Source organism: Thioclava sp. DLFJ4-1, from assembly GCF_002020145.1.
Classification (GTDB): Bacteria; Pseudomonadota; Alphaproteobacteria; order Rhodobacterales; family Rhodobacteraceae; genus Thioclava; species Thioclava sediminum.
Genome location: NZ_MPZT01000006.1, coordinates 193,462 through 219,187, shown reverse-complemented (window position 1 = coordinate 219,187; position 25,726 = coordinate 193,462). Strand labels below are relative to the sequence as shown.

The 25,726-nt window shown below is 63.7% G+C and carries 29 protein-coding genes and 1 tRNA gene; 10 read left to right on the top strand and 20 right to left on the bottom strand.

Annotated features, from left to right (window positions below):
- Positions 1 to 30: 30 nt before the first annotated feature.
- Both BMI85_RS18770 and cysQ read right to left on the bottom strand, forming a co-directional pair.
- Entirely contained in the window at positions 31 to 831 is an 801-nt protein-coding gene (locus tag BMI85_RS18770; RefSeq protein ID WP_078602363.1) for a manno-octulosonate cytidylyltransferase, read from the bottom strand.
- Positions 831 to 1,625 (bottom strand): 3'(2'),5'-bisphosphate nucleotidase CysQ, encoded by a 795-nt coding sequence (cysQ, locus tag BMI85_RS18765; RefSeq protein WP_078522200.1) that lies wholly within the window; start codon positions 1,623 to 1,625, stop codon positions 831 to 833. Before cysQ ends, BMI85_RS18770 begins: the two co-directional genes overlap by 1 nt.
- 131 nt (positions 1,626 to 1,756) lie before the next feature.
- Between cysQ and BMI85_RS18760 the strand changes: the two genes are divergently transcribed.
- The gene (locus BMI85_RS18760) at positions 1,757 to 2,578 is read left to right on the top strand and encodes an ABC transporter permease (protein ID WP_078522201.1); all 822 of its coding nucleotides are present in this window, start codon (positions 1,757 to 1,759) and stop codon (positions 2,576 to 2,578) included.
- A gap of 33 nt (positions 2,579 to 2,611) precedes the next feature.
- Here BMI85_RS18760 and BMI85_RS18755 read toward each other — a convergent pair whose 3' ends face one another.
- Positions 2,612 to 3,604, bottom strand: a complete 993-nt coding sequence (locus BMI85_RS18755; protein ID WP_143595203.1) for a LacI family DNA-binding transcriptional regulator — start codon at positions 3,602 to 3,604, stop codon at positions 2,612 to 2,614.
- A gap of 365 nt (positions 3,605 to 3,969) precedes the next feature.
- Between BMI85_RS18755 and BMI85_RS18750 the strand changes: the two genes are divergently transcribed.
- Positions 3,970 to 4,046 (top strand) — tRNA-Arg (locus BMI85_RS18750).
- Positions 4,047 to 4,103: 57 nt separating this feature from the next.
- Here the strand turns inward: BMI85_RS18750 and BMI85_RS18745 are convergent.
- The 4 genes from BMI85_RS18745 to BMI85_RS18730 all read right to left on the bottom strand — a co-directional run bounded on the left by BMI85_RS18745 (position 4,104) and on the right by BMI85_RS18730 (position 7,517).
- Complete coding sequence (locus BMI85_RS18745) at positions 4,104 to 5,351, bottom strand: saccharopine dehydrogenase family protein (protein ID WP_078602361.1); 1,248 nt, start codon at positions 5,349 to 5,351, stop codon at positions 4,104 to 4,106.
- Between the two features lie 51 nt (positions 5,352 to 5,402).
- Positions 5,403 to 6,497, bottom strand: coding sequence for a carboxynorspermidine decarboxylase (gene nspC, locus BMI85_RS18740; protein ID WP_078602360.1), 1,095 nt, complete (start codon positions 6,495 to 6,497; stop codon positions 5,403 to 5,405).
- 62 nt (positions 6,498 to 6,559) lie between these two features.
- Positions 6,560 to 7,264 (bottom strand): hypothetical protein, encoded by a 705-nt coding sequence (locus tag BMI85_RS18735; protein ID WP_078550958.1) that lies wholly within the window; start codon positions 7,262 to 7,264, stop codon positions 6,560 to 6,562.
- Entirely contained in the window at positions 7,236 to 7,517 is a 282-nt protein-coding gene (locus tag BMI85_RS18730) for a hypothetical protein (RefSeq protein WP_078551126.1), read from the bottom strand. Before BMI85_RS18730 ends, BMI85_RS18735 begins: the two co-directional genes overlap by 29 nt.
- A gap of 169 nt (positions 7,518 to 7,686) precedes the next feature.
- Here BMI85_RS18730 and BMI85_RS18725 point away from each other — a divergent pair, with 169 nt between their 5' ends.
- From BMI85_RS18725 to BMI85_RS18715, 3 genes are all read left to right on the top strand, one after another.
- A complete protein-coding gene (locus BMI85_RS18725) occupies positions 7,687 to 8,238 on the top strand; it encodes a hypothetical protein (RefSeq protein ID WP_078522204.1) in 552 nt (183 codons plus the stop codon).
- Between the two features lie 103 nt (positions 8,239 to 8,341).
- The gene (locus BMI85_RS18720) at positions 8,342 to 8,977 is read left to right on the top strand and encodes a ribonuclease HII (RefSeq protein ID WP_078602359.1); all 636 of its coding nucleotides are present in this window, start codon (positions 8,342 to 8,344) and stop codon (positions 8,975 to 8,977) included.
- A 113-nt stretch (positions 8,978 to 9,090) separates the two neighbouring features.
- Positions 9,091 to 10,194, top strand: a complete 1,104-nt coding sequence (locus tag BMI85_RS18715) for a site-specific DNA-methyltransferase (protein ID WP_078541571.1) — start codon at positions 9,091 to 9,093, stop codon at positions 10,192 to 10,194.
- Between the two features lie 240 nt (positions 10,195 to 10,434).
- On the opposite strand, the gene BMI85_RS18710 is transcribed toward BMI85_RS18715, so the two are convergent.
- From BMI85_RS18710 to BMI85_RS18695, 4 genes are read right to left on the bottom strand one after another with little or no spacing between them, the layout of a single operon-like run.
- A complete protein-coding gene (locus BMI85_RS18710; RefSeq protein WP_078541755.1) occupies positions 10,435 to 10,824 on the bottom strand; it encodes a MarR family transcriptional regulator in 390 nt (129 codons plus the stop codon).
- 53 nt (positions 10,825 to 10,877) lie between these two features.
- Positions 10,878 to 11,705, bottom strand: coding sequence for a carbon-nitrogen hydrolase family protein (locus BMI85_RS18705; RefSeq protein ID WP_078602358.1), 828 nt, complete (start codon positions 11,703 to 11,705; stop codon positions 10,878 to 10,880).
- Positions 11,706 to 11,709: 4 nt separating this feature from the next.
- Positions 11,710 to 11,967, bottom strand: coding sequence for a glutaredoxin 3 (gene grxC / locus BMI85_RS18700; RefSeq protein ID WP_078550954.1), 258 nt, complete (start codon positions 11,965 to 11,967; stop codon positions 11,710 to 11,712).
- Positions 11,968 to 12,002: 35 nt separating this feature from the next.
- The gene (locus tag BMI85_RS18695; protein ID WP_244176669.1) at positions 12,003 to 12,761 is read right to left on the bottom strand and encodes a ComF family protein; all 759 of its coding nucleotides are present in this window, start codon (positions 12,759 to 12,761) and stop codon (positions 12,003 to 12,005) included.
- Here BMI85_RS18695 and BMI85_RS18690 point away from each other — a divergent pair.
- Entirely contained in the window at positions 12,760 to 13,596 is an 837-nt protein-coding gene (locus tag BMI85_RS18690; RefSeq protein ID WP_078602356.1) for a methyltransferase domain-containing protein, read from the top strand. The genes BMI85_RS18695 and BMI85_RS18690 overlap by 2 nt on opposite strands.
- Here the strand turns inward: BMI85_RS18690 and BMI85_RS18685 are convergent.
- Complete coding sequence (locus tag BMI85_RS18685; protein WP_078602355.1) at positions 13,588 to 14,934, bottom strand: trehalose-6-phosphate synthase; 1,347 nt, start codon at positions 14,932 to 14,934, stop codon at positions 13,588 to 13,590. The two genes, BMI85_RS18690 and BMI85_RS18685, sit on opposite strands and share 9 nt — an antisense overlap.
- Before the next feature lie 14 nt (positions 14,935 to 14,948).
- On the bottom strand, positions 14,949 to 15,680 hold the full coding sequence (otsB, locus tag BMI85_RS18680) for a trehalose-phosphatase (protein ID WP_210402379.1): 732 nt from the start codon (positions 15,678 to 15,680) through the stop codon (positions 14,949 to 14,951).
- 128 nt (positions 15,681 to 15,808) lie between these two features.
- On the opposite strand from otsB, the gene hemH reads away from it, so the two are divergent.
- Together hemH and BMI85_RS18670 are read left to right on the top strand one after the other, a co-directional pair.
- Positions 15,809 to 16,864 (top strand): ferrochelatase, encoded by a 1,056-nt coding sequence (gene hemH / locus BMI85_RS18675; protein WP_078550949.1) that lies wholly within the window; start codon positions 15,809 to 15,811, stop codon positions 16,862 to 16,864.
- A gap of 147 nt (positions 16,865 to 17,011) precedes the next feature.
- A complete protein-coding gene (locus tag BMI85_RS18670; RefSeq protein ID WP_078602354.1) occupies positions 17,012 to 17,305 on the top strand; it encodes a hypothetical protein in 294 nt (97 codons plus the stop codon).
- A 76-nt stretch (positions 17,306 to 17,381) separates the two neighbouring features.
- Here the strand turns inward: BMI85_RS18670 and BMI85_RS18665 are convergent, their stop codons facing one another.
- Complete coding sequence (locus tag BMI85_RS18665) at positions 17,382 to 17,987, bottom strand: L,D-transpeptidase (RefSeq protein WP_078550947.1); 606 nt, start codon at positions 17,985 to 17,987, stop codon at positions 17,382 to 17,384.
- 168 nt (positions 17,988 to 18,155) lie between these two features.
- Between BMI85_RS18665 and BMI85_RS18660 the strand changes: the two genes are divergently transcribed.
- A complete protein-coding gene (locus BMI85_RS18660; RefSeq protein ID WP_078522216.1) occupies positions 18,156 to 18,671 on the top strand; it encodes a CAP domain-containing protein in 516 nt (171 codons plus the stop codon).
- Positions 18,672 to 18,740: 69 nt separating this feature from the next.
- On the opposite strand, the gene BMI85_RS18655 is transcribed toward BMI85_RS18660, so the two are convergent.
- The 6 genes from BMI85_RS18655 to BMI85_RS18630 all read right to left on the bottom strand — a co-directional run bounded on the left by BMI85_RS18655 (position 18,741) and on the right by BMI85_RS18630 (position 25,184).
- Positions 18,741 to 19,241 carry a L,D-transpeptidase family protein gene (locus BMI85_RS18655; protein WP_078602353.1) on the bottom strand — a complete coding sequence of 167 codons (501 nt, stop codon included), beginning with the start codon at positions 19,239 to 19,241 and terminating at the stop codon, positions 18,741 to 18,743.
- Positions 19,242 to 19,303: 62 nt separating this feature from the next.
- Positions 19,304 to 20,524, bottom strand: a complete 1,221-nt coding sequence (locus BMI85_RS18650; protein WP_078602352.1) for a class I SAM-dependent RNA methyltransferase — start codon at positions 20,522 to 20,524, stop codon at positions 19,304 to 19,306.
- Positions 20,525 to 20,563: 39 nt separating this feature from the next.
- Positions 20,564 to 22,390: an ABC transporter ATP-binding protein gene (locus tag BMI85_RS18645; protein ID WP_078602351.1), complete on the bottom strand. Its 1,827-nt coding sequence runs from the start codon at positions 22,388 to 22,390 to the stop codon at positions 20,564 to 20,566.
- A 43-nt stretch (positions 22,391 to 22,433) separates the two neighbouring features.
- On the bottom strand, positions 22,434 to 23,573 hold the full coding sequence (locus BMI85_RS18640; protein WP_078602350.1) for a CCA tRNA nucleotidyltransferase: 1,140 nt from the start codon (positions 23,571 to 23,573) through the stop codon (positions 22,434 to 22,436).
- Positions 23,570 to 24,163: a CoA pyrophosphatase gene (locus BMI85_RS18635; protein ID WP_078550944.1), complete on the bottom strand. Its 594-nt coding sequence runs from the start codon at positions 24,161 to 24,163 to the stop codon at positions 23,570 to 23,572. Before BMI85_RS18635 ends, BMI85_RS18640 begins: the two co-directional genes overlap by 4 nt.
- Positions 24,156 to 25,184: an Hsp33 family molecular chaperone HslO gene (locus BMI85_RS18630; protein WP_078602349.1), complete on the bottom strand. Its 1,029-nt coding sequence runs from the start codon at positions 25,182 to 25,184 to the stop codon at positions 24,156 to 24,158. Before BMI85_RS18630 ends, BMI85_RS18635 begins: the two co-directional genes overlap by 8 nt.
- A 97-nt stretch (positions 25,185 to 25,281) precedes the next feature.
- Here BMI85_RS18630 and BMI85_RS18625 point away from each other — a divergent pair, with 97 nt between their 5' ends.
- Positions 25,282 to 25,722 carry an NUDIX hydrolase gene (locus BMI85_RS18625; RefSeq protein ID WP_078602348.1) on the top strand — a complete coding sequence of 147 codons (441 nt, stop codon included), beginning with the start codon at positions 25,282 to 25,284 and terminating at the stop codon, positions 25,720 to 25,722.
- Positions 25,723 to 25,726 lie beyond the last annotated feature (4 nt).

Genomic DNA, 25,726 nt, shown 5'->3' with positions numbered 1-25,726 from the left:
TTAATGCGATAGGCGAGAAATTGCGTGCGTTCAGGGAAGCTGCATCTGCAGCATCATGGATTCGATCCGGGCCACATCTGACGGATTGTTGAGTTCCCAGAACTGCCGTCCGCGCGACTCGACCTCTGTGCAGAGCACCGCGCGACCGTTCTCCAGAAAGCGCAGCTGCTCCAGACCTTCGAGGGTTTCCAGAGGCCCGATCGGCCAGCCCGCATAGGCCGCCAGCGTGTCCGGCCGATAGGCATAGACGCCCACATGGTGGAACACCGGCGTGGGGGCTTCGTCCGCGTAAGTCTCGGAGGTGAAGGGAATGACCTCTTTCGAGAAATAGAGCCCGCGATTGCCGGCGCCGAACACTGCCGTCGTGCCGCCGACGCGCCCGTTCTGGCGATCTTCCAGCAGGCTGTTGAGCGTCGCGCCTTCGCAGCGCAGCACCGGGGTGGCCAGCTCGGCCCAGTCATTCGCGCGCAGCCCGGCGACGAGGTCTTCGATGAACCAGGCGGGCGTCAGTGGCGCGTCGCCCTGAAGGTTCACGACGATGTCGAAACCGCCGCCAAGGGTCGCTGCCGCTTCGGCGCAGCGCTCGGTCCCGTTGCGGCAGCTCTCGGAGGTCATCACCACCTCGGCGCCGAAGGCTTCGCAGGCCTCGCGGATACGGTCGTCATCGGTCGCCACCACGACACGGTCGACGCCGCCGACCTGCGTCGCGGCCTCCCAGCTGCGCTGGATCAGGGTCTTTTTCTCGCCCGTGGCGCCGGTCAGTTCGACCAGAGGCTTGCCGGGATAGCGGCTCGACGCGTAGCGCGCCGGGATGACGATCAGGACCGACATTACTTCACCAAGAGAACGCCGGGGGCATAGGCGATGAAGAACGGGTTCTCGAAGCCCGGCTTGCCATAGGTGAAGGGCGCGTGATCGTCGAAGCGGATCATTTCGCCGCCCGCGCCGCGCAGAACCGCGTCACCGGCTGCCGTATCCCATTCCATCGTGCGCCCGAGGCGCGGATAGAGATCGGCCTCGCCCGTCGCGACAAGGCAGAATTTCAGCGACGACCCGGCCGAGGCCATGTCCTTCACTGCGTATTTGCCAATGTAATCGTCGGTCGCCTGATCGCGGTGCGATTTCGACGCGACCACCATCAGGCCGCGATTGTCGGGCATCGAAACGGTGATCGGATGCTGCTTGCCGGGGCGTTCCTTGTCGAAGGGGCCGTCCTCTTCGACCGCACGGCCCTCGGCCAGCGTGTAGAACAGACGTCCCTTGGCGGGGGCGTAGACCACGCCGCGCACGGGCTTGCCGTTCTCGACATAGGCGATGTTCACCGTGAAATCGCCGCGGCGCTTGACGAATTCCTTCGTGCCATCGAGCGGATCGACGATCAGGAAGGTCGATACCTCCTGCGAATGGCTCGCGGCCTGCTCTTCGGTGACGAGCGGCATATCGGGGAATTCGGCGCGCAGCCCCGCGGAAATCAGCGCGTCGGCGGCCTCGTCGGCCTCGGTCACCGGCGAGTTATCCGACTTCGACTTCACCTCGAAATCGGGCGAGTCGTAGATCTCCATGATCTTGTCGCCTGCTTCGAGCGCCAGCCGCCGCATCACTCGCATCAGATGTTCGAAATCCATCGTCACGCCTCTCCCGGCCTTGTTAAGGCCCAATTGCTATGCTCCAACTCCCCCCTTATGATGCGGCGATAAGGGTTGAGCAAGCAATCCGACCTAGCTTGGGCCGCAACGACGCCCGAATCGGCAGGGACATGTTCAGACCAGAGACGAAATCGACCAAGCTCGGCACGACCTTCAGCCTGCTGGAGCTGATCTATCACGCCACCGTGCGCAATCTGCGCAAGAACCACGGGAATGCGTTGATCGGTCTGCTGCTGAACATGTTTCAGACGATGCTGCTGGTCATCTCTTTCTACATCATGTTCAGCGTGCTCGGGATGCGGTCGAGCTCGGTGCGGGGCGATTTCCTGCTCTACATCATGACGGGTATCTTCCTCTATATGACCCACACCAAGACCCTCGGCGCGGTCTTCGGGTCGGAAGGGCCCACTTCGGCGATGATGAAACACGCGCCGATGACCACGGCGATCTCGATCGCGTCGGCGGCGCTGAGCGCGCTTTATATTCAGGTGCTGTCGATGGTGACGGTGCTCTACATCTACCACGCGGCCTTCAAACCGATCGAGATTTACGACTGGGTCGGCGCGTTCGCGATGGTGCTGCTGGCTTGGTTCACGGGGCTTGCGGTCGGGGTCGTGCTGCTTGCGGCGAAGCCTTGGGCGCCCGAAGTGGTGAGCGTGATCCAGCAGGTCTATACCCGCGCCAACATGATCGCCTCGGGCAAGATGTTCCTCGCCAACAATCTGCCGCACAAGATGCTGATCCTGTTCAACTGGAACCCGCTGTTTCACACGATCGATCAGGCGCGGGGCTACACCTTCATCAACTACAATCCGCATTTCTCGAACTGGGAATACCCGCTCTATGTCGGGCTCGCGATCCTGATGATCGGCCTTCTGGGCGAGTTCTACACGCGGCAATACGCGTCGCTTAGCTGGGGTGCGCGGCGCTAAAAGGCAGGCTGTGCTTGCGCCGCCGCCTTGGGATCAGCGTTTGCGGATCGTGTCGCCCGGATCGAGGGTCGGCTCCAGCTCGATCACTTCGCCGCCGATCATCCCGCTTCGCGAGCGCCCCGAAATGATCTGCGCCGCCTTGCGGCCGATTTCAGCGCGGCAGGCATTCATCGTGGCGAGTCGCACCGACAGCCCGTCGAGCAGTTCCAGCCCGTTGAACCCGGCCAGACCCATCTTGTTCGGCACGTCGATGCCGTTATCGAGGCACCAGAGCAGACCGCCCGCGCCGATCATGTCGTTGGAGTAATAGAGGAAATCGAGATCGGGCGAGCGCTTGAGCATCGTCTCCGTCATCTCGCGCCCTTTCGCGAGCGCAGAACCGCCCGCGTAGAACTCGGTGTCCGCCAGTTCGATCCCCGCCTTGGCGAGCCCTTCCTTGAACCCTTCGAGCCGTTTGCGCGCCCGGTGATCCTCGGGCATTTTCGTGCCGAGGAACCCGATCTTGCGATAGCCTGCGGCGACGATCGCCTCGGCCATATGCAGCCCGGCGCGGCGATGCGAAATCCCCACGACCGAGTCGATCCCCTCGCCATCGACATCCATGATCTCGACCACCGGAATGCCCGCATTCTGCAGCATCGCGCGCGAGGCGGGCGTGTGTTCGACCCCCGCGATGATCACCCCCGAGGGGCGCCACGAGAGCATCTCATAGAGAACCTGCTCTTCCTTCTCGGGCGAGTAATTCGTCACGCCGACGACCGGCTGCAGCCCGGTATCCTCGAGCTCGTCGGACACGCTCGACAGCACTTTCGGAAAGACGAGGTTCGACAGCGACGGGATGATCACGGCCACGAGGTTCACCCGCTGAGAGGCGAGCGCGCCCGCGATCTTGTTGGGCACATAGCCAAGCGCTTTCGCGGCCTGCAGGACCTTTTCGCGTGTCGCATCAGAGACATCGCCGCGATTGCGCAGCACGCGACTGACGGTCATCTCCGAGACGCCGGAGGCTTCGGAGACATCGCGCAGGGTCAAAGGACGGCGGGTTTCGATAGGGCGAGACAAGGGCGGTTCCTCAAGGTTCTCCTCTTGTTAGCGCCAAACATTTCCCTTGCGCAAGCGAATGATGCCAAGTATGTTAGCGTTAACGGTTGTAGGGTCGGATAATCTCCGCCCGATACCTGGAACGACCCGCGCCGGTGTCGGATTCGTCACGGCGAGGGATGCGAAAGGGGGCGCAGTGGGCCAATTTGCGCTCCCTTTTCTTTCCTTTCCCCCGGAATCCTGAAACTTCTGCAAGATCCGCATGCATAGGAATATGCGCGGGGTTTTCTGTTGCAGCGCAGCGATGGACTTGCACCATAGGCTCTTTGGCGGCATCAAAGGCGCAGTGCGGTCCCGTGGCTCAACTGGATAGAGCAGCCCCCTCCTAAGGGGCAGGTTGCAGGTTCGAATCCTGCCGGGATCGCCAATCAGACATGAAAAAGGCCCGCGCGATGCGGGCCTTTCGTGTTTCTGGTGCGACCGCTTAAAGCTCGGTCCAGGCCTTGTCCTCGCCCTTGAGGCCGCCGACCATCACGCGGGTCGGGAGGCCGATGCGGTCGAGTTCGGTGAAGAAGGGCTTGGGGTCCATCTCTTCGACGTTTTTCATCGTCTTCGCATCCCAGTCGCCTTGGGCGATCAGGATCGCGGCGGCGACCGGCGGCACGCCCGCCGTGTAGGAGATGCCCTGCGAGCCGACTTCCTCATAGGCCTCTTTGTGATCGGCGACGTTATAGACGAAATATTCCACGTCCTTGCCGTCCTTGGTGCCTTTCACCAGATCGCCGATGCAGGTCTTGCCGGTGTAATCGGGCGCGAGGCTCGACGGGTCGGGCAGCACGGCCTTCACCACTTTCAGCGGCACTACTTCCAGACCTTCCGCGGTTTTCACCGGCTGTTCGGACAGCAGGCCGAGGTTCTTCAGCACGGTAAAGACGTTGATATAGTGATCGCCGAAGCCCATCCAGAAGCGCACATCGGCCTGCGGATAGTTGGTCGCCAGCGAATGCACCTCGTCATGGCCCGACTGATAGGCCTGGGACGGGCCGACGACGGGCAGATCCCATTTGTGGCCCGAGGCGAACATGCTCGTCTCTTTCCACTGCTGGTCTTCCCAGTAATAGACGACGCCGGTGAATTCGCGGAAGTTGATCTCGGGATCGAAATTGGTCGCGAAATACTTGCCGTGCGAGCCTGCGTTGATGTCGACGATGTCGATCGACTTCACCTCGTCCATCTGGTCGATCGCGAAACGCGCATAGGCATTCACCACGCCCGGATCGAAGCCCGCGCCGAGGATCGCGGTCACGCCATGCTCGGTGCACAGGTCGCGCTTCTTCCACTCGTAATTGGCATACCACGGCGGGGTTTCGCAGATCTTGTCGGGCTCCTCGTGGATCGCGGTGTCGATATAGGCGGCGCCCGTCGCGATGCAGCCGTCGAGCACGTGCATATTCACGAAAGCGGTGCCGACGTTGATCACGATCTGCGCGCCGGTCTCGCGGATCAGCGCTGCGACGGCCTCGGAATCGGTCGCATCCACCTCATGCGCCTCGAACGTGCCGTCCACCTTCATCGCGCCCTTTTCATGCACGCTCTCGATGATCGCGTCGCATTTCGATTTGGTGCGCGAGGCGATATGCAGGTCGCCAAGGATGTCGTTATTCTGCGCGCATTTATGCGCCACGACCTGGGCGACGCCGCCCGCTCCGATGATGAGCACGTTCTTTTTCACTTCGGCTGTCTCCTTTTTCTGCGGACAGGGGAAGGGGGCTCTTGTGGGCCCTCAGGACAATGAGGCGCGATAATCCTCATAGGTGAAGTCGCGAATCCGGTCGATGTTCCCATTTTCGCGGCGGATGGCGATGGCGGGCATCGCCACGCCGTTGAACCAGTTCTTCTTGACCATCGTGTAACCGGCGGCATCGGCAATCGAGATACGGTCGCCGATTTCGAGCGGTTTGTCGAACCGCGCCTCGCCGAAGATGTCGCCCGCGAGGCAGGTCTTGCCCGCGATCTGGTATTCAAACTCGCCATGCTGCGGCAGCTTGGCGGTCTCGCGATAGATCAGCAGGTCGAGCATATGCGCCTCGATGCTGCTATCGACGATGGCGATCTTCTTGCCGTTATCGAGAATGTCGAGAACCGTCACTTCGAGCGAGGCGGTCTGCGTGATCGAGGCCTCGCCGGGCTCGAGATAGACCTGCACGTCGAAATCCTCGGAGAATTTCTTCAGCCGGTCCGCCAGAGCGTCGAGCGGATAATCGTCGCCGGTGAAATGGATGCCGCCGCCGAGGCTGACCCATTTCAGACGTTTCAGGATGTCGCCGAACTCGGCTTCGATGCGGGAAAGCTGATGATCGAACAGCGCGAAATCCGCGTTCTCGCAATTGTAGTGGATCATCACGCCCGAGATGCGGTCCATCGCCGCTTCCAGCCGCTCCGCATCCCATTCGCCCAGACGCGAGAAGGGCCGTGCCGGGTCGGCCAGATCGAAACCGGAGGTCGAAAACCGCGGGTTCAGACGCAGGCCACGTTCGATATGCGCGGCCTTGTCGCCAAAGCGATCCAGCTGGCTCAGAGAGTTGAAGATGATCTTGTCGGCGTACCCGATGGCCTCGTCGATCTCGTGATCCGCCCAGGCGACCGAATAGGCATGGGTTTCCTTCCCGAATTTCTCACGCCCCAGATGCAGCTCGAACAGCGAGCTTGAGGTCGTGCCATCCATGTAGGGCTTCATGATGTCGAAGGCCGACCAGGTCGCGAAACATTTCAGCGCCAGCAGGGCTTTCGCGCCGGAGCGTTCGCGCAGACGCTCGATCTTGCGCATGTTCTCGCGCAGGCGCGCCTCGTCGATCAGGTAGAAGGGCGTGTCGGACATGGCTCTCCCTCGGGTCAACAGACCCTGCGATATAGGGCGCATGTGACAGTGGCGCAACCGGATCAGTCGACTCGGATCGCATCCTTGGCCACGCTAAGTGCATAGCCTTTGCGGGAAATGTTGCGCACGAGAAGCTCGCTGACGAGCTGATTTCCGAGGCTGTCGCGCAGGCGTTTGATCCGCGTGGCGCCCGCGGCCTCGTCGCAATCGGCCTCGTCCCGGCCCGAGATCATCGCCTCGATCTGCACGCCGGTGAGGATGTCGTCATCCATCCGCGCCTCGGCCAGAACAGACAGCGTCTCGATCGCCGCCGGGGTCAGGGTGAAGCCCATATCGTTGAGCATCACCGCGTTTTCGCCCCGCAGGATGCGTAAGGACTGCACCTCGATCCCGGCGCGGCGAATCTCGGTCATCCGTTTGTTCAGCGCGATCAGCAGCAGAAGGAAGACGATCGTCGCGATCAGAAGCGCGGCGGCGAAGATCAGCAGAATGAAGATGATCACCCGGTAATTCGCCAGCACGTCCGAGAACGCGGTGCCCGACTGCGCCAGCACCTCCAGCAGCTTGATCTCGGCTTGTGAGGTCAGATTGTCGTTCTGCACGAAGATCTGCTCGACCCGCGCGTTGAACGCATCCGCGTTCGGCAGATTCGCGAACAGCAGCACCGCGGCCACGGCGAGAATCGCGACCACGGCCACGATCCCGCCCACGACTGCGCGCGAGCCGAGTCGTAAACTATCAGTAACGGAGGAAATATTGTCCGGCACTGGCCTTCCTTTGCTCCAAGCCTTCCGCGCCGAATGTGGAGAGAACCGTCAGCAAGGTCCACCCATCGGCTTTCAGCTTCGGCGCCAATTCGCGCGCCGCCGCCTTTTTCGAACAGGCCGAGTCCGAGACCTGCGCTACCCCGTATTGCAGCTGCAACGGGTTGTCGCGCTTGGCCTTGTAATCGGCATAGCACTCGGCCTGCGCGGCCGAGGCAGAGGCGAGAAACGCCAATATAAGGACTACGTGTTTCATGTGGAACACGCTGCGCTCAACGCCCGTGTTATTCAATAGCCAAAGGGGGTTGGCCCGCCTGTTATCCGATAGCAGGGGGCCGTTATTGCCTGACTTTCGCCCCTCGGCCCAATCTCGGTTCATCGACGTCATGCGGCCTTCCGGGCTGCCGAGTGAAAGGACCGAAGCCATGAGCCTCAAGACCAAGGCCACCGCCGCCATCACCGCCCTCGCCCTCGCGCTGGGCTCCGTCGCGATCAGTGCTACGCCCGCCGCCGCGCTGGGCAAGAAGGACCGTCAGGCGCTGAGCATCCTGCTTGGGGTCGGTGCTGCCGCGCTGCTCCTCGACGGGATGAACAAAAAGGATCACAAGGCGAAGAAGGCGCAGCCGCGCTACGAGAGCTGGCAGGACCGCCAGCGCCGTCTCGAGCGCGAACGCCGCGAGCGCGAGCGCCGCGAAGCCGAAGCCCGCCGCCAGCGCGCGCAGGAGCGTTACGACCGCGACCACCGTCGCTATAGCCATGATCGCGACCGCATCCGTCTGCCCGCGCAATGCGTGCAGCGTGTGAAGACCGGCCGGGGCTGGGGCGAGGTGGTCTCCGCCTCCTGCCTCGATCGCCGCACCGAGCGCCGCCTGCCCGCCAATTGCGCCTTCACGATGAAGACCGGCCGTCACGGCGTCGAGAAAGTCTATGGCAGCAACTGCCTCGAGGATCGCGGGATCCGTCTCAGCCGGCGTTAAGCCATGCGGCAGACGCCATAAGAGCGTCGTCGAGCAGCGCGGGGGCCTTCGGGTCCCCGCTTTTTCATTGAACAGACCTGCCGTTCCGGGGCATTCCGAACTCATGGCACAGAACCCCGATTTCTCTTTCGAAGAAGCCGCCTTCGCGCGCGGCCTGACAATCGTTGCAGGCGTGGACGAGGTGGGCCGCGGCCCGCTTTGCGGTCCGGTGACGGCAGCGGCGGTCATTCTCGATCCCGCCCGCATTCCCGAAGGGCTCAACGACTCGAAGAAGCTCACCGCAAAGCGCCGCGCCGATCTGGCCGCGCAGATCATGGACTGCGCCGAGTTCTGCGTGGCCCATGCCAGCGTCGAGGAGATCGACGAACTCAATATCTACCACGCCTCGCATCTCGCGATGTGCCGCGCGGTCGAAGGGCTGGCCCGCACCGCCGATCATGTCCTCGTCGACGGCAACCGCGTGCCGCGCGACCTGAAGTTGTCCAGCGAACCGATCGTGAAGGGCGATGCCCGCTCTTTGTCGATCGCGGCGGCCTCGATCCTCGCGAAAGAGGCCCGCGATTTGCTCATGGTGGATTTGGCGCAACAGTATCCGGGCTATGGCTGGGAGCGGAATGCGGGCTACCCGACCAAGGACCATCTGCAGGCGCTTCTAGATTTAGGGGTCACCCCCGTTCATAGACGAAGCTTCAAGCCGGTCCACAATATCTTGTGCCAAGCTAATTATATAACCCCTTGATTCAAAAAAGAAATTGACGATGAATCGCCTTTGACTCATTTTTATAGCCATAGATCGGCACAAAGCCGGCTCCCAGATATTGGGCCCTGAGGCGGGCAGTTAAGAGGCTAAAAATGGCAAAGACCAAGACTCCGGTGGTGCGCAATGCACTGCCCCTGAACGAAATTCTGGATGGCGATTGCATCGAGATGATGAACTCGCTGCCCGAGGACAGTGTGGACCTGATCTTCGCCGATCCGCCCTACAATCTACAGTTGCGCGGTGATCTGCACCGCCCAGATAATTCCAAGGTCGACGCGGTCGATGACGCCTGGGACCAGTTCGGCTCCTTCGCGCATTACGACAATTTCACCCGAGACTGGCTGAAGGCCGCACGCCGCATCCTCAAGCCGAATGGCGCGATGTGGGTGATCGGCTCCTATCACAACGTGTTCCGCATGGGCGCAGAGCTGCAGAATCAGGGCTTCTGGATTCTCAACGACGTCGTGTGGCGCAAGTCGAACCCGATGCCGAACTTCCGCGGCAAGCGCCTGACCAACGCGCATGAGACGCTGATCTGGGCGTCGAAATCCGAAGGCGCGAAATACACCTTCAACTACGAGGCGCTGAAATCGCTCAATGAAGGGGTGCAGATGCGCTCCGACTGGGTGATCCCGATCTGCAATGGCGGCGAGCGTCTGAAGGATGCGAACGGCGAGAAAGCCCACCCGACCCAAAAGCCCGAGGCGCTGCTGCATCGTGTCCTCGTCGGCACCACCAATCCCGGCGACGTGATCCTCGACCCGTTCTTCGGCACCGGCACGACCGGCGCCGTGGCGAAGATGCTCGGCCGCGATTTCATCGGCATCGAGCGCGAGGAAGCGTATCGCGAAGTCGCGCTGAAGCGCCTCGCCAAGATCCGCAAGTTCGACAAGGAAGCGCTGGAAGTTTCCACCTCGAAACGCGCCGAGCCGCGTGTGCCCTTCGGCCAGCTGGTCGAACGCGGGATGCTGCGCCCGGGCGAAGAGCTCTACTCGCTCAACGGTCGCCACAAGGCCAAGGTCCGCGCCGATGGCACGCTGATCGGCGACGACGTGAAAGGTTCGATCCATCAGGTCGGCGCCCATCTCGAAGGCGCGCCGAGCTGCAATGGCTGGACCTACTGGACGTTCAAGCGCGATGGCAAACAGGTCCCGATCGACCTGCTGCGCCAGCAGATCCGCGCCGAGATGAACTGAGGCTCAGCCCTCTCTCAAGAATTAGAAGTTACCGCCGGTGCCGAGGGCCGCTCCTCGGCACGCGCCTTGCCCCGCCGTGCGAAACGGCGGGGTCTTTTCGTTTGTGCTGACGATGAAAAGGGGCCTGCCCCACCGCGCCCCCGGGGATATTTGAACAAGAACAAAGAGCCGGATTTCGGCTTGGCGGAAATATCCCGGGGTGAATGGCCGCAGGCCAGAGGGGCAGCGCCCCTGCCGCATTCAGGCCTGGCCGAGGCGAGCGCGCAATTCGCGCAGCACCGGCAGGGTGGCGCGGACCTTATCGGGGCCGAGATCGCGCACGATCCCTCCGATGATCGGCATCAGCGAGGCCAGAGCCGCATCGCGCGCCCGCCGACCGGAGGGCGAGAGCGATACCCATTTGCGCCGCGCATCGTCCCAGTCGGGCCGGATATGCACATGTCCCGCCCATTCCAGCTTGGCGAGCGTGTTGGTCATCGCACCGCGGGTCACATGCAGCGCCTCGGCCAGTTGGGCGGGCGTGCGCTCTTCGTTGATATGGGCCAGCAGGTTGAGCACCGAGAAATGCGAGATCTCCATGCCCTTCGGCAGGGCGCGGCTCACGACGTTGCGCGCCAGCTGATCGGCCATGAAGACCTCGGCGAACAGCGTCGCGGCGAGCGGATCGTTCTCGGGCGGGGTGCTCACGGTCCGTCGAAGCTCCGGTCATGGAAGAGGGACCGCAGGCGCGAGCGCACCGCGTCCACCTGATCGAGATCGAGATCGACGAGGGTCACGCCGGGTTCGGTGCCGCCATCTGCCAGCACCTTGCCCCACGGATCCACCGCCAGCGAATGACCCCAAGTCCGGCGCGGCCGACCGCCATGCGCGGCATGGGTGCCGCATTGCGCAGGCGCCAGCACGAAGCAGGTATTCTCGATCGCGCGGGCACGCACCAGAACCTCCCAATGGGCGGCCCCGGTCGTGTCGTTGAACGCCGCCGGGATCGTCAACACCTGCGCCCCGGCCTGTGCCAGCGCCCGGTAGAGATGCGGGAAGCGCAGGTCGTAGCAGACCGACAGGCCCAGCTGGGCGTATTTCGTGGCGCCCAGAACCGCCTCGCGCCCCGGGCGGTAGGCTTCGGATTCGCGGTAGCGTTCGGACTCGGACACGTCCACGTCGAACATGTGGATCTTGTCGTAGCGGGCTTTGATATTGCCCTTGCGCCCGATCAGGAAGGAGCGATTGGCGAAGCGCGCATCGTCTCCGGATTTCAGGCAGAGCGAGCCGATCAGGATATAGACGCCGAGGCGCTCTGCCTCGTTGCAAAGCGCCTCCAGCGTCGGGTCGTGATGCTCGTGATGCAGGACCGCGTTCTGATGGGCGCGGTCCGACGAGATCAGATTGGTGCATTCCGGCGTCGCGATCAGCTGCGCACCTTTCGACGCGGCATCGCGGATGAAGTCGAGCGTGACCGGCAGGTTCTGTGCCGGATCATCCGTTACCGAAAGCTGAACGAGCGCCGCCTTCATCGCGTCAGCTCGCCAGCATCTGATCGAGCTTGCCCGAATGTTCGAGCGCGTGCAGCTCGTCGCAGCCGCCGATCGGCTCGTCGCCGATGAAGATCTGCGGGACGGTCCGGCGGCCATTGGCGCGCTGGGTCATCGCGGCGCGCAGTTGCGGTTCGCGCCCGACATCGGTTTCCTCGTAGGAGATGCCCTTCTTGTCTAACAGGCGCTTGGCCATGATGCAGAAGGGGCAGGTTCTGGTGACGTAGATTTCGACGCGTTTCATTCTCAATTCCCTTTGGTCTGCGAGACTATAGGGATTTAGGGTGCCTTCGCAACGCGTGCCAGTGTCACAGTGCAGATCCGCTTTGCACCTGCGCTCAACGCCGCCTCCGTCGCGGCGGAAAGCGTGGCCCCCGAGGTCATCACGTCATCGACGATCAGGAGCGGACGCCCGTGCAGCAGCGCCGCGCGGCGCGGCGTGACGGTGATCGCGCCGTCGAGATTGGTGTGCCGCTCCTCCCGGCTTTTGCCCTTCTGGCTCGACGTCGGGCGGGCGCGGGTGAAGAGATCGGCGCAGTAGTCGTGGCCGGTGCGCCGGGCCAGCGCACGCGCCAGTTCCGCCGCTTGATTGTAGCGCCGTCGCAGCAGCCGCAGCCGATGCAGCGGGATCGGCGCGATCAGCGTGTCGGGCGTCAGGAGCGACTCCACGGTCCGCGCCATCCAATCCGCCAGCGGCGGCACCAGATCGAGCCGGTCGCCATGTTTCAGCGCTAGCACAAGATCGCGCCCGGTGCCCGAGTAATGCATCACCGTGCGTCCCCGCGCCCAGGGCCGCGGATGGGTGAGGCAGTCATCGCAAAGGATGGCCGTCTCGCTTTCGCCGGGCAGCGGCGTGCCGCAGGCGTCGCAGACCGTGCCGCGCGCGAAGGTGGCCTCGGACCAGCACGCACCGCAAAGGCCGAAATCCGTGCCGACCGCGTCGCCGCAAGCGATGCAGCGCGGGGGGAAGAGCGCGCGCAATCCCAGACGTCCCGCCGCTAGCATCCGGCTGCGAACCTCGTTAAGGGTTTCTGCCATGGATACGCCGCCCCTTCTGACCGACCGCGCCGCGCTCGAGCGCCACAGAGTTCGCGCCGCCCGTGCCCCCGAACTGTTCTTGCACGAGGACGCGGCGGCTGAACTTGAGGAAAGGCTGCTAGAGGTTAACAGAACCTTTACGGAGCCAGCCCTGATCGCCGCATTTCCCGAACCGTGGCGCGAAATTCTTCCCGAGGCGAAGATCGTGGCTGATACGGATGTGCTCGATCTCGAGGAGGGCGCGCATGATCTGGTGGTCCACGCGCTCTGTCTGCATTGGGCGAATGATCCGGTCGGGCAGATGGTGCAGGCGTCGCGTGCGCTGAAACCCGACGGGCTTTTCATCGGCGTGATGTTCGGCGGCCAGACGCTCAACGAACTGCGCGCCGCGCTGGCGCAGGCCGAGGCAGCGATCACCGGAGGCTTGAGCCCGCGGATCGTGCCGATGGGCGAAATTCGTGATCTCGGCGCGCTGATCCAGCGGGCGGGGCTGGCGCTGCCGGTGGCCGATGCCGTGACACGCAAGGTGACCTACGAGACGCCGCTGCGGCTGTTGTCGGACCTGCGCGCGATGGGCGAGACCAATGCGCTTGCCGCCCGCGATCGCCGCTTCCTGCGCCGTGACGTGCTGACCGAGGCGCTGCGACTTTATATCGAGACCTATCAGGAGCCCGATGGCCGGGTGCGCGCGACCTTCGATATGGTCTGGCTCACCGGCTGGAAGCCGCATCCCGATCAGCAAAAACCGTTGCGTCCGGGGTCCGCGGCACAGCGGCTCGCCGATGCGCTGGGCACCACCGAACGCCCGAGCGGCGACAAGCCCGGCTCAGCCTAGCGCGTCGAGGAAAGACTTCGACCACCAATGCACGTCATAGGTGGTCAGCCCCGTCATCAGCGACCGATAGCGTTCCCGCCGTTCGCCGCGCGACATCATCAGCGCGGTCAGCATCGAGGTCGCGACCTGTTCGGGATCGTGCGGGTTCACCATCAGCGCCGCATCCATCTGCTCGGCCGCGCCCGCGAATTGCGACAGCATCAGAACGCCGGGATCGTCGGGGTTCTGCGCCGCAATGAACTCCTTCGCCACGAGGTTCATCCCGTCCATCAGCGGTGTCACGAGGGCCACATGAGAGGCGCGGTAAAGCCCCGCCAGCACTTCGCGCGGCACTGCGCGGTTGATGAAGCGGATCGGGACCCATTGGATGTCGGCGAATTGGCCGTTGATGCGGCCCGAGAGATGCTCGGTCTCTTCGCGAATATCGTCATAGGCCTGCACGCCCTCGCGGGTCGGCGGCGAGATCTGCAAGAGCGAGACGTAACGATGCCAGTCCTCGTGCCGCTCGAGAAATTCGCCGAATGCGCGGAAGCGATGCGGCACACCTTTGGAATAATCCAGCCGGTCGACGCCGATCATCAGCCGGCGGTGATCCTTCACGATCCCGGCGGGCAGTTTATCGAACTCGGTCTCCGCCAGTTCCTGAAACTCTCGCGCATCGATCGAAATCGGGAACGCGGCGATCCGGCATTGACGGGGCGAGAGATGCACATAGCCCGCGCCGAGATTGGAGGCGTCGGCGATCTCGATCATCGAGTGGAGACAGGCGCGCACGTCGCGCTCTGCCTGAAGGCCCACGAGGTCGTAATTCGCGATCCACTGGCAGACCTCGCGCCCGTTGGGCAGGGCCTGCATCGCGGTCGGGCCGGGGAAGGGCGTGTGCAGGAAGAAGCCGATCGGATTGGTCACGCCCATCAGGCGCAGCTCGTAGGCCAGCGGTAGCAGATGGTAATCCTGCACCCAGATCCGGTCATTGGGCTTGAGGAACGGTGCCACGAGTTTCGCGATCCGTCGGTTCACCTGCTTGTAGACGCCCAGATATTCCTGATGGATATCCATCAGATCGGCGCGACCGTGGAACAGCGGCCAGAGCACCGAATTCGAATATCCCGCGTAATAGTTGTCCTGCTCTTCCTCGGTCAGATCGAAGCAGTAGCGCTTGAACGGCCCGCCCTCGATCTCGCGCAACTCTGCGGCAGGCGTGTCGGCAATCTCGCCCGAGGTGCCGATCCAGATGCCGCCGGTTTCCTCCAGCACATCGCCAAGCGCCACGACCAGCCCGCCGGAGGGATTGGCCCCGGTGGGAATACGGTTCGAGATGCAGATCAGGCGGCCCATTCGACGTTCCTCATTCAGCGTGCCACGGCAGCGGCGAGCCAGGCGCGCACATCCATCGGTTCGTCAAGGTGATAGCGCGCGACGCTCTCTCCGTCACCGACCTTGATGCCGAAACCGCCATGCGCCTCTGCCCAGGCCAGCGCGGGCTCGTCGGTCGTGTCGTCGCCCGCATAGACAGGATTGCGCCCGCCGAACTGCACGAGGTCGGACAGGATCGCCAGAGCGCCATCCTTCGAGAACCCCTCGGGACGGATTTCGACCGCCATCTTCGCGGGCTGGATCGTGAAACCGTCATAGCGCGCGGTCAGCTCTTCGGTGAAGGCTTCCACTTTGCCTTGCTTGGCGGGGTTGGAGCGGAAGTGGATCGCGGCGCCGTGGCTCTTGTCTTCAAAAATGAGATCGTGGTCCTGCGCGAACCCGGCCAGATCCTCTTTGACCGCGCCCAGATGTTGTGGGGTCTCGGCCATCGGCGGTTCCATTCCGCGCGCTTCCGAGCCGTGGGAGCCAACCATCAGCCCGTCGAACCCGTCGAGGAAACGTTCCAGCTCGTGCAGGGATCGCCCCGAGACAACCGCAAGCGCCCCGTTGAGCGCCTCCGAGAGTTGTTCGAGCAAACGCGGCAGATTTTGCGGCACGATCACCGCATCCGGGCGGGGCGCTATGTCCACCAGACATCCGTCGAAATCTAGGAACAACGCGTCTCGCGACGGGTCGAGAGCGGGCGGGGCCGGTTTTTTCCCGGTCATGTCATCCATTGCCATGTGAAGACCGTAAGTGATCCTGTCCCGGTTGAATAGGCCGCATTGGCACAGATCGGGAAACCCGTTAAGTCGGGTGGAAGTTCCGCGATAAATGACGACAGGACAGTGACACGATGACCAACGCCGCAAATACGCGCCTTGCCCATGCCCCCGCCGATCACCCGCCCGTCAAGGAAGCGAAGATCGGTCTGCTCGTCGCCAATCTCGGAACCCCGGACAACACCGATTACTGGTCGATGCGTCGCTATCTGAACGAGTTTCTCTCGGACCGGCGCGTGATCGATTACCCGGCATGGAAATGGCAGCCGCTGCTGCAACTCATCATCCTGTCGAAGCGGCCCTTCACCTCGGGCGCGAACTACAAGACGATCTGGAACAACGAGGCGGGCGAGAGCCCCCTGATGACGATCACCAAGCAGCAGGTCGCAAAGCTGCGCGAGGCTGTCTCGGCGCGCTACGGTCAGGAGGTCGTCGTCGATTATTGCATGCGCTACGGCAATCCCTCGACCCAGTCCGTCGTCGACCGGATGGTCGAACAGGGCTGCGAGAAGATCCTGTTCCTGCCGCTTTACCCCCAATACGCGGGCGCCACCTCGGCCACCGCGAACGATCAGTTCTTCCGCGCGCTGATGAAGCAAAAGCGCCAGCCCGCCGCGCGCGTCGCGCCGGAATATTTCGACAAGCCCTCCTATATCGACGCGCTCGCGCAATCGGTGGAGCGGGTCTATGCCACGCTCGACGAGAAGCCCGACGTGTTGGTCGCCTCCTATCACGGGATGCCAAAGCGCTATCTGATGGAAGGCGACCCCTACCATTGCCAGTGCCAGAAGACCTCGCGTCTGCTGCGCGAACGGCTCGGCTGGGACAAGGACGGGATCGACACGACCTTCCAGTCGGTCTTCGGCACCGAGGAATGGCTCAAGCCCTACACGGTCGAGCATGTCGCGGAGCTGGCGAAGCAGGGCAAGAAGAACATCGCGGTGATCTCGCCCGCCTTCAGCGCGGATTGCATCGAGACGCTCGAAGAGATCAACGGCGAAATCCGCGAGGCTTTCGAGCACGCGGGCGGTGAGAAATTCACCTACGTTCCGTGCCTCAACGACGACGATCTGCACATCAAGGCGCTGATGGAGGTGGTCGGAGAAAACCTCGCCGGTTGGATCGACTGATAAAACTGTCGCGATCTGCGACGTCCTGCCTCACAGATTCGTGGGTGTCTTTTCTTATAAGTTCTGACGCGGGGGCAAGGGATCGCCGTGAAGGCGTACCCTGCGGACCGGCAACGACCGGGCCGTTCAGAGCAGAAAGGAAAGAGAATGCTCAAGACTATGGGACTGGTCGCCTTGGCGGCTCTCTATGCTGGCGCTTCCTGGGCCGGGCACGCAAATCCGTGGGCGACCGAGGATGACGTGATTTACAACCAAGAGCACGAGGATAACCTCGTGAAATCCATCGATACGCCCGGCGAAGACGAGATGCTCGGCGTCATGGTGCGAAGCGCCCACGGCAAGCTCGACGGCTTGGCGGGCGGTTCGGGTTCGAGCGGCGGCACTGGCGGCGGCTCGGACCACGAACACGGCCAGGGCGGGGGCAAAGGTGGTAACCACTGACCCCTATCCAATGAATTGAAAACCCCCGGGACTGCGTAGTCCCGGGGGTTTTACTTTGTCCGATGGGTGGCGTGGCTCAGATCAGCAGCACCTGCGTGCCGATCTTCGCGAAGCCGAACAGCTCCTGGATATGTTCGTTGTAAAGACCAATGCAGCCGTTCGAGCTTTTGCGACCGATCTTGCGCGTGTCATGCGTGCCGTGGATCCGGTAATAGCGCCACGACAGATACAGCGCATGGGTGCCCAGCGGGTTATCGGGGCCCGGCGGGACGTAATCGGGCCATTCCGGATTGCGCTTCTTCATCGAGGGCGTCGGCGCCCAGCTCGGCCCTTCGACCTTGCGGATCACCGAGGTCCGGCCGCGCCGCGTCAATTCTTCCGACACCGGCACCGAGGTCGGATAGAGGCGGTAGATCGACTGATCCGCCGACCAGTAATGCAAAGCCCGCGAATGGGTATCCACAAGGATCGCCCCACCGCGGAGGTTCGAGAAATAGGGCTGCCAGTCGCGGTTCTGGAAGCTTGAGATATTGCGGCGCTGGTTCGTATAGGCGTTCGTTTCGAACTGCTCCTGACCGTAATCGGGCGTTTGCGCCCGGGCGGGCAGCGCGAGCCCCGCACCAAGGCAGGCGGCGGCGCCGAGGAAGGCGCGGCGGTCGAAGGGCTTGCGCGTATGGGACATCTCAGGCTCCGGGTTCGCGACGGGGTCAATTGCGATAAATATAATGTGATCGCGCGGCGGCGGCAAATCAAACTGGCGGGGATGTGCCCGCAAAGCGACAGAGGGGTTTGCGCGGCTGGGGACAAGCGTGTAATGCAGATTGACGTTTTAACGAGGGACGGACCAAAGATGTTGCGCGCTTCTGTATTTGCGGTCTCCGCGATTGTGGCTCTGGCGGCTTGCCAGCCGACCGACACGCAGCCCAAACTCGGGCCCGATGGCCTGCCGCTGCCGAAAGTCTACAACATCACTGCGAGCGATCGCTCGGTGATCCCGCAGCGCGTGCTGGAATCGGTGAACAGCCTGCGTTCGGCGCGCGGTGCTGCGCCGCTGGTGCTGAACGACGCGCTGACCACGGCGGCGCTCGCGCATTCCAAGGACATGGCCGTGCAGAACCGCCCGTGGCACTGGGGCTCCGACGGCTCCTCGCCGCTGAGCCGGGCGCAGCGCGCCGGCTATCCGGGGCAGGTGCTGGGCGAGAATATCTCCGAGACCTACGAGACCGAGATGGAGACCCTCTCGGCCTGGATGAAGGTCGCCGATACGCGCGACGTGATCCTGAACCCGGCAGCGACGCAGATGGGCTTCTCTTGGTATCAGGAGCCGTCCGGCAAGATCTGGTGGACGATGGTCACCGGCAACTGAGCCGAAGACCCGCCGCAATCAAAAAGGGCCCCACGCGGGGCCCTTTGTCATTTCCGGGGGATGCTGCGATCAGGGGAAGATGAAGATCGGCGTGCCGTCGCGGACCATCGCGTAGATGTCGCTGATTTCCTTGTCCTTCACCGCGATGCAGCCCGCGGTCCAGTCGCGACCCTTGCCTTTGTTTTTGCCGTCGCGGCCATGGATGAAGATGTCGCCGCCCGCTTTTTTTCCCTGCGATTCCGCGAAGGCCACCTGCTGCGGATTCGGGTAGCTGATACCGATCGACAGGTAATAGGCCGAGTTCGGATTGCGCCGATTGATGTAATAGAGCCCTTCCGGGGTCTTGCCGTCGCCCTCGAACCGCTTCGGCCCGACCGGATCGCCGCCAAGGCCCACCTTGTACTTCTCCAGCACCTCGTCGCCATGCAGCAGATACATCATCCGCTGCGACTTGAAGAGCTGGATCTGAGTCACGGCAGGGCCGTTATAGGATTTGAATTTGGTGGAATCGCCGCAGGCGGCGAGCGTTGCGAGGGCGCATCCGCCCAAGAGGAGGGTTCGACGGTTCATGTTCGGCCTGTATTCGGAGACTGCTGTTTTGCAGTCTTTCTACCCGATTTTCGCCGTCGCATCTAGCGGGTGAAAAGGGCCGCAAGCTCCACATGAGCGGAAAACCGGAACTGATCCACCACCAGAAGCTTGTCGAGCGTGAAGCCCGCTGCAATCAGCGTCTCTGCGTCGCGCGCGAAGGTGACCGGGTTGCAGGAGACATGGACCAGCCGCTTGAGTTTTGATGCCGCGATCTCGGCGATCTGCGCCTGCGCGCCAGCCCGCGGCGGGTCGATCACCACCGCGTCGAACTTCGCCAGCTCGTCGGGCAGAAGCGGACGGCGGAACAGGTCGCGCGCCTCGGTGGAGACCCGGTGCAGGCCCTGCGACTGACGCCAGCCCTGATCGAGCGCCTCGGTCATCGCCGCGACCCCTTCGACCGCATGCACCTCGGCCAGCTCGGCCAGCGGCAGCGAGAAGGTGCCGCAGCCTGCGAAGAGATCGGCCACCTTTTTCGCATTGCCAATCGCCGCTTTGGCGAAGGCGGTCAGCACCGCTTCGCCATGATGGGTCGCTTGCAGAAACGCGCCCGGCGGCGGCACGACTTTCGCTTTTCCGAATTGCTGGATCGCCGGGCGGCGGCCCGCGATGACCTGCCCGTTCCAGCTGAGCCGGGCGAGATCGTGGCTGCGCGCCAGAGCCGACAAAGCCTCGAATTGGGCCGTATCAGGGTCTTTTCCGCCCTGTGTGGCCAGCTCCAGCCCGGCCTCCGACAGCGTCAGGGTGAAGGCGATTTCGCCTTTGCGCGAGCCTGCAATCGAGGTGGCCTCATGCAGCATCGGGATCGCGGCCAGCAGCTCGGGCCGCAGGATCAGGCAGTTCGGAATCTCGACGACCGTGTCCGAGGCGCGGGCGTGAAACCCGACCAAGGTGCCCTTCTTCGTGCGCCGTCCCGAAAGCGTCGCCCGCCTGCGGGAATTGAGCGGCGAGGTCGCGATGCTCATCTCCGGCACGGGCAGGTTGCGCGCGGCCAGCGCCTGACGCACCACGTCCATCTTCCACTCGGCGGTGAACGCCTCGGATGCGTGCTGCATCGAACAGGCCCCGCAGGAACGGTAATGCGGGCAGGGCGCTTTGACGCGGTCGTGCGAGGGCGTCACGATCTTGGGCTGCGCGATGCGGCCGTCGATCACCTCGCCCTCGACCACTTCACCGGGAAGCGCCATTGCGACATGCACGGTCCCCTCGGGGCCATGGGTCACGCCGTCGGCATGCAGGGACAGTCGCTCGATTTCGTAGGTCATGCGCCTTCTCTAGCTGCGCGGCGCGGGTCAGAAAAGACCCTATTCCGCCGCATCCTCCGCGTCGTCGCAGGTCAAGAAGCCGCCGGACTGACGTGCCCAGTAGCGTGCGTAGAGCCCGTTCATCGCCAGCAGCTCGTCATGGCTGCCCTGCTCGACGATCCGGCCTTCCTCCAGCACCACGATCCGGTCCATCTCGGCGATGGTGCTGAGGCGGTGGGCGATCGCCAGCACGGTCTTGCCTGCCATCACCCGGTGCAGCGCGCTTTGAATCTGAGCCTCCACCTCGGAATCGAGCGCCGAGGTCGCCTCGTCCAGCACGAGGATCGGCGCGTTCTTCAGGAAGGCGCGGGCAAGGGCGATCCGCTGGCGCTGGCCGCCGGACAGCTTCACCCCACGCTCGCCCAGCTTGGCGTCATAGCCGCGATTGCCCTCGTGATCGGCGAGGCCGCGAATGAAGTGGTCCGCTTCGGCCTGTTGCGCGGCGGCGATCATCTCCTCCTCGGTCGCGTCGGGTTTGCCGTAGAGGATGTTCTCCCGTGCCGAGCGATTGAACATCGCTGTCTCCTGCGTGACCATCGCGATATTGCGGCGCAGGCTCTCCTGCGTGACCTCACGAATGTTCTGCCCGTCGATCAGAATAGACCCTTTTTCGGGATCATAGAGCCTCAGCAGCAGCGCCACGAGCGTCGATTTCCCCGCGCCCGAGGCCCCGACGATCCCGATCCGCTCGCCATCCGCGATGGTCAGATTAATATCCGCGATGCCACCGCTGCGGCGCCCATAGGCGAAATCGACATTGTCGAACTGGATCTCACCTTCCACGTGGCGCAGCGTGCGTGCGTCGGGCGCATCGGTCAGGTCGTGCATATGCGCAAGCGTCCGCATCCCGTCCTCGGCCTCACCGATATGGGTCCAGACGGACATCAGCGCCTGACTGACCCAGCCCGACATCTGCGACAGCCGGATCGCGATGGCGCCCGAGGTGGCGATGGCCCCCGCAGTCGCCTCGCCCTGCGACCAGAGCCAGATCGCGCCGCCCACAAGCATCACCGGAACGAGACCGGCATAGGCCATCTGCACCACCCGATAGAGGCTTTGGACCATGCCGAAGGAATAGGTCTTCTGGCGGAACTTCTGCATCGCCTCCAGCGCCGCGCGATCCTCGTGCTCGGCATGGGCAAACAGTTTCACCGTCTTGATGTTGGTGACCGTGTCGACGACCTGCCCCGTCACCATCGCCCGCGCCGAAGCTCGCTCGCGCGAGCGTCCGCGGATATGGGGCAGGAAAAGGCGGATGATCAGGTAAAGCCCGAAGGTCCAGAACACGAGACCCACCGCTCCCCAACGGTCGATCTGGGCCAGAACGATCAGCGAGCCGACGATCGAGGCCAGTGCGAAGAGCCCGGTATTGATGATCTCGGTGACGGTATCGGTGACGGCGCGCGCGGTCTGCATCTGCTTTTGCGCGATGCGCCCGGCGAAGTCGTTGTCGAAGAAGGTGACCGATTGGCCCATCGTCCAGCGGTGCAGCCGCGAGAGCACCAAGGGCATCACGTTGGGGCTGATCAGCAGGTTGTTGGTGGCGGAGCTGATGCCGAAGGTCAGGGGACGGATCAGCAGGAAGAACGCGACGAACAGAACGAGAAGCCCGACATTGGCCCCGATCACCGCAGCGCGGTCGCTGTTCAGCGCCGCGTCGATCACCTGACCCAGAAGCCAGGCCGAGACGACCTCCATCACGCCGGCGATAGTCGTGCCAAAGCTGGCCACGGCAATCGCGCCCCAGCTGCCCTTGAGGCACCAGCGGAAGAAAGCGCCAAGCTGGCGCGGCGGGGCGCCTTCGGCGGGGGAGAAGGGATCGAACATGAGTCTCTCTTTCCTCTCCCGATATAGGCGGTTGCGGCGCGGTTCAAAGCGCGGCGAGCAAATCCTCGCGCGTCAGCGTAAAACCGGAGGCGATCCAGCGCGCTTCGAGCGCCCTCAGCGTATCTCCCAAAGCCTTGTCCTCATAGCGGGGCATCAGGTCTTTGGCTTGCACTGGAAATTTCTGTTTTGCGCCGAAACAGACCCTGTTTTTCCAGCCGTCCGGCATTTCCTGCCCCATCAGCGCATGCCGCAGAAGAAGCGCATCGGCCCCAGTTTCGGCCCCGAGCCGATAGCCAAGGACCGCCGCGTCATCACCGTCGGACAGCGAGGCGCGCAGGGCCTCGAGCTGCCTTGTGTCCTTCTTCGACAGCCGCAGCCGCTCGGCCACGTCTTCGCCGCCAATCGCGGCCAGCCTGCGGATCGGATCGGCGGGGCGATCCTCGAGATGCACGAGCGGCCCGAGCGCGGTCGCATCCGCGCCGGGCAGCACGGCGGTGAGAACCCCGCATTGCGCCATCGCCGCCACCGCGTGAACGGGATCGGGCGCGGCCAGCAATTTGCGCATCTCGCCGCCGAGGCGTTCGCGCGAAAGCGTCTCTATTCCGGCGATATTCTCGGCACACGCCGCCAGCCCGTCAGGGTCGAGATCGTGCCCATACCAGGCGGTAAAGCGGAAGAAGCGCAGGATGCGCAGGTAGTCCTCGCGGATACGTTCCTCCGCCTCGCCGACGAAGCGGACATGATGCGCCGCCAGATCCTCCAGCCCGGTGCCGAGCGGGTCGAGAATCGTGCCGTCCGAGCGGGCATAGAGCGCGTTCATCGTGAAATCACGCCGCGCCGCGTCCTCGGCGATGTCGTCGGAAAACGCGACCGTAGCATGCCGCCCATGCGTCTCCACATCGCGGCGGAAGGTGGTGACCTCATGCGGATGCCCCTCCGCGACCACCGTGACCGTGCCGTGATCGACCCCGGTCGGTACCGGCTTCAAACCGGCCGCCTTCGCAAGTTCGATCACCCGCTCGGGGCGCGCATCGCTGGCGATGTCGATATCGTTGACCGGCGCGCCGAGGGCGCTGTTGCGCACGCAGCCGCCCACCAGAAGCGCCTGATGCCCGCCCTCTTCGAGCATCTTCAGCACGCGTTGGGTCGGCTCTGCCTCGATCCAGTCTCCGGTCAGTCTCATTCCGCCATCCGGTCCGCCAATGAGCGCAATATACGCGCGGTGGCGCCCCAGATGTAATAGGGCCCGTAAGGCGCCACGAAATAGCTGCGCCGGGAGCCGCGCCAGCGCCGCGATTCGACGCGGAAATTCCCGGGCGTGATATGCGAGAGCGGCACGGTGAACGCCTCGGCCACCTCGCCCGCTTCGGGGATCACCTCGAACGGCGTGTGGATGCGCGCCAGCACCGGCGTCACCAGAAAGGACGTCACGGTCTCATGCGGATCGAGCGTGCCCAGCACCTCGACATGGGCATGGGGCAGGCCGATCTCTTCCTGCGCCTCGCGCAGCGCCGCGCCGACCGGACCTTCGTCATCGGGATCGACCTTGCCGCCGGGAAAGGCGATCTGGCCGGGGTGATGGCGCAGATGCGAGCTGCGCTTCGTCAGATGCAGGCGCGGTTCCGGCCCGAACGTGTCGAAGGCGACGAGAACGCCCGCGGGCCGCAGCTTGCGGCCTTCGGGCAGGATCACTTCCGGGTTCAGATCGTAATCCGAAGAGGGCCGCCCCGGTCGCGCCAAGGCGTCGAGAACCGGGGCGAGAGGATCACTCATTCGATCCCTCGTCCCCCGCTTCGCGCAGCGATCCGTCGGGGTTCTTCTGCGCCTCGAAGCCGAGTGTCAGCGGATCGAAAATGTAATGCGCGCCGCAGAACTGGCAGTCCGCGGTGACCGTGCCCTCATCGGTAGTCATATGCGCGATATCGCGCGCCGAGTAGATCGAGAGCGACTGACGCACGCGATCGGCCGAACAGGTGCAGCCGAACTCCACCCGCTGCGGATCGAAGACGCGCGGCCGCTCTTCGTGGAACAAGCGCACCAGCAGCTCGGTTGGCTGCACGGTCGGGCCGATCAACTCCATATCCTCGACCGTGTCGAGCAGGATATTGGCGCGCGCCCAGTTCTCGCCTTCCTCGCCGTCGAGAATGTCGTCGGCGGTCAGCAGGCCCTGATCGCCCGAGCCTTCCTGAGCGGCGAAGGGCGAGGCCGGGGGCATATGCTGCAGCATCACGCCGCCCGCGCGCCAGCTTTCGCCCTGACCGGGCAGGATCGAGCGCCCGAAGGACAGCGAGAACCGCGTGGGCAGCTGTTCGGACTGCGCGAAATAGGCCTCGGCGCAGGCGCGCAGCGAGCCTTCGGACAGCGGCGTGATGCCCTGATAGGGGGTCGTGCCTTTGCCCTGGTCGATCAGGATCGCAAAGTAACCCTGCCCGATCTGTTCGAACGGGTCGGCCTTGGGATCGAGCTTCTCTTCATCGAAGCTCGCCCAGGCGCGAATGCGGGCGGGCGCGCCCTCCTTTTCGGGGGCGTAGTAATCGGTTGCGATGATGCGGATCGGGCCGTTGCCGCGGATTTGCAGCGACAGCTTCCAGCGCAGTTTGACGGTCTGGCCGATCAACGCGGTCAGAAGGGCGGCTTCGGCCACCAGCATTTCGACCGCGCGCGGGTAATCATGTTGCGACAGGACGGTGTCGAGCACGCCGTCGAGGCGGGCAACCCGGCCGCGGATGTCAGAGCGGTCGAGCTGAAACGGCAGAACTGTATCGTCCCATGCGATTTGGGATAGCTTGGACATGGTGCTCCTGAGGGGCTCAGAGGGGTTTTCGGGCAGCGCGGAGCCTGCCATACAGCCCCAATATAGGCGCGGCAACCGCAGACCCAAGGGAGAGCACATGATCGCGAGGTTCGGAGAGCGGGTGAAATCCGGTCAGCAGTATCGTTTGCGCCCCGGTGCCTACGCGATCCTGATCCGCGACGGGCGGGTGCTGCTGACCCATCAGGCCCATCCCATACCGGAGTTTCAATTGCCCGGCGGCGGGATTGATCCGGGCGAGGGGCCGATCGAGGCGCTGCACCGCGAAGTCTTCGAGGAAACCGGCTGGGCGATCACGGGGCTGCGCCGCCTCGGGGCCTATCGGCGTTTCACCTATATGCCCGAGTACGAGTTCTGGGCGGAAAAGCTCTGCTCCGTCTGGCTGGCGCGCCCGGTGCTGAAGCGCGGTCAACCGCCGGAGCCGCATCATACGGCGCATTGGGCCGATCCCGAGGATGCGCTCGAACTGCTCGCGAATGAAGGCGAGCGCGCGTTTTTTCAGCGGTTCGTCCGTCGCTGAATCG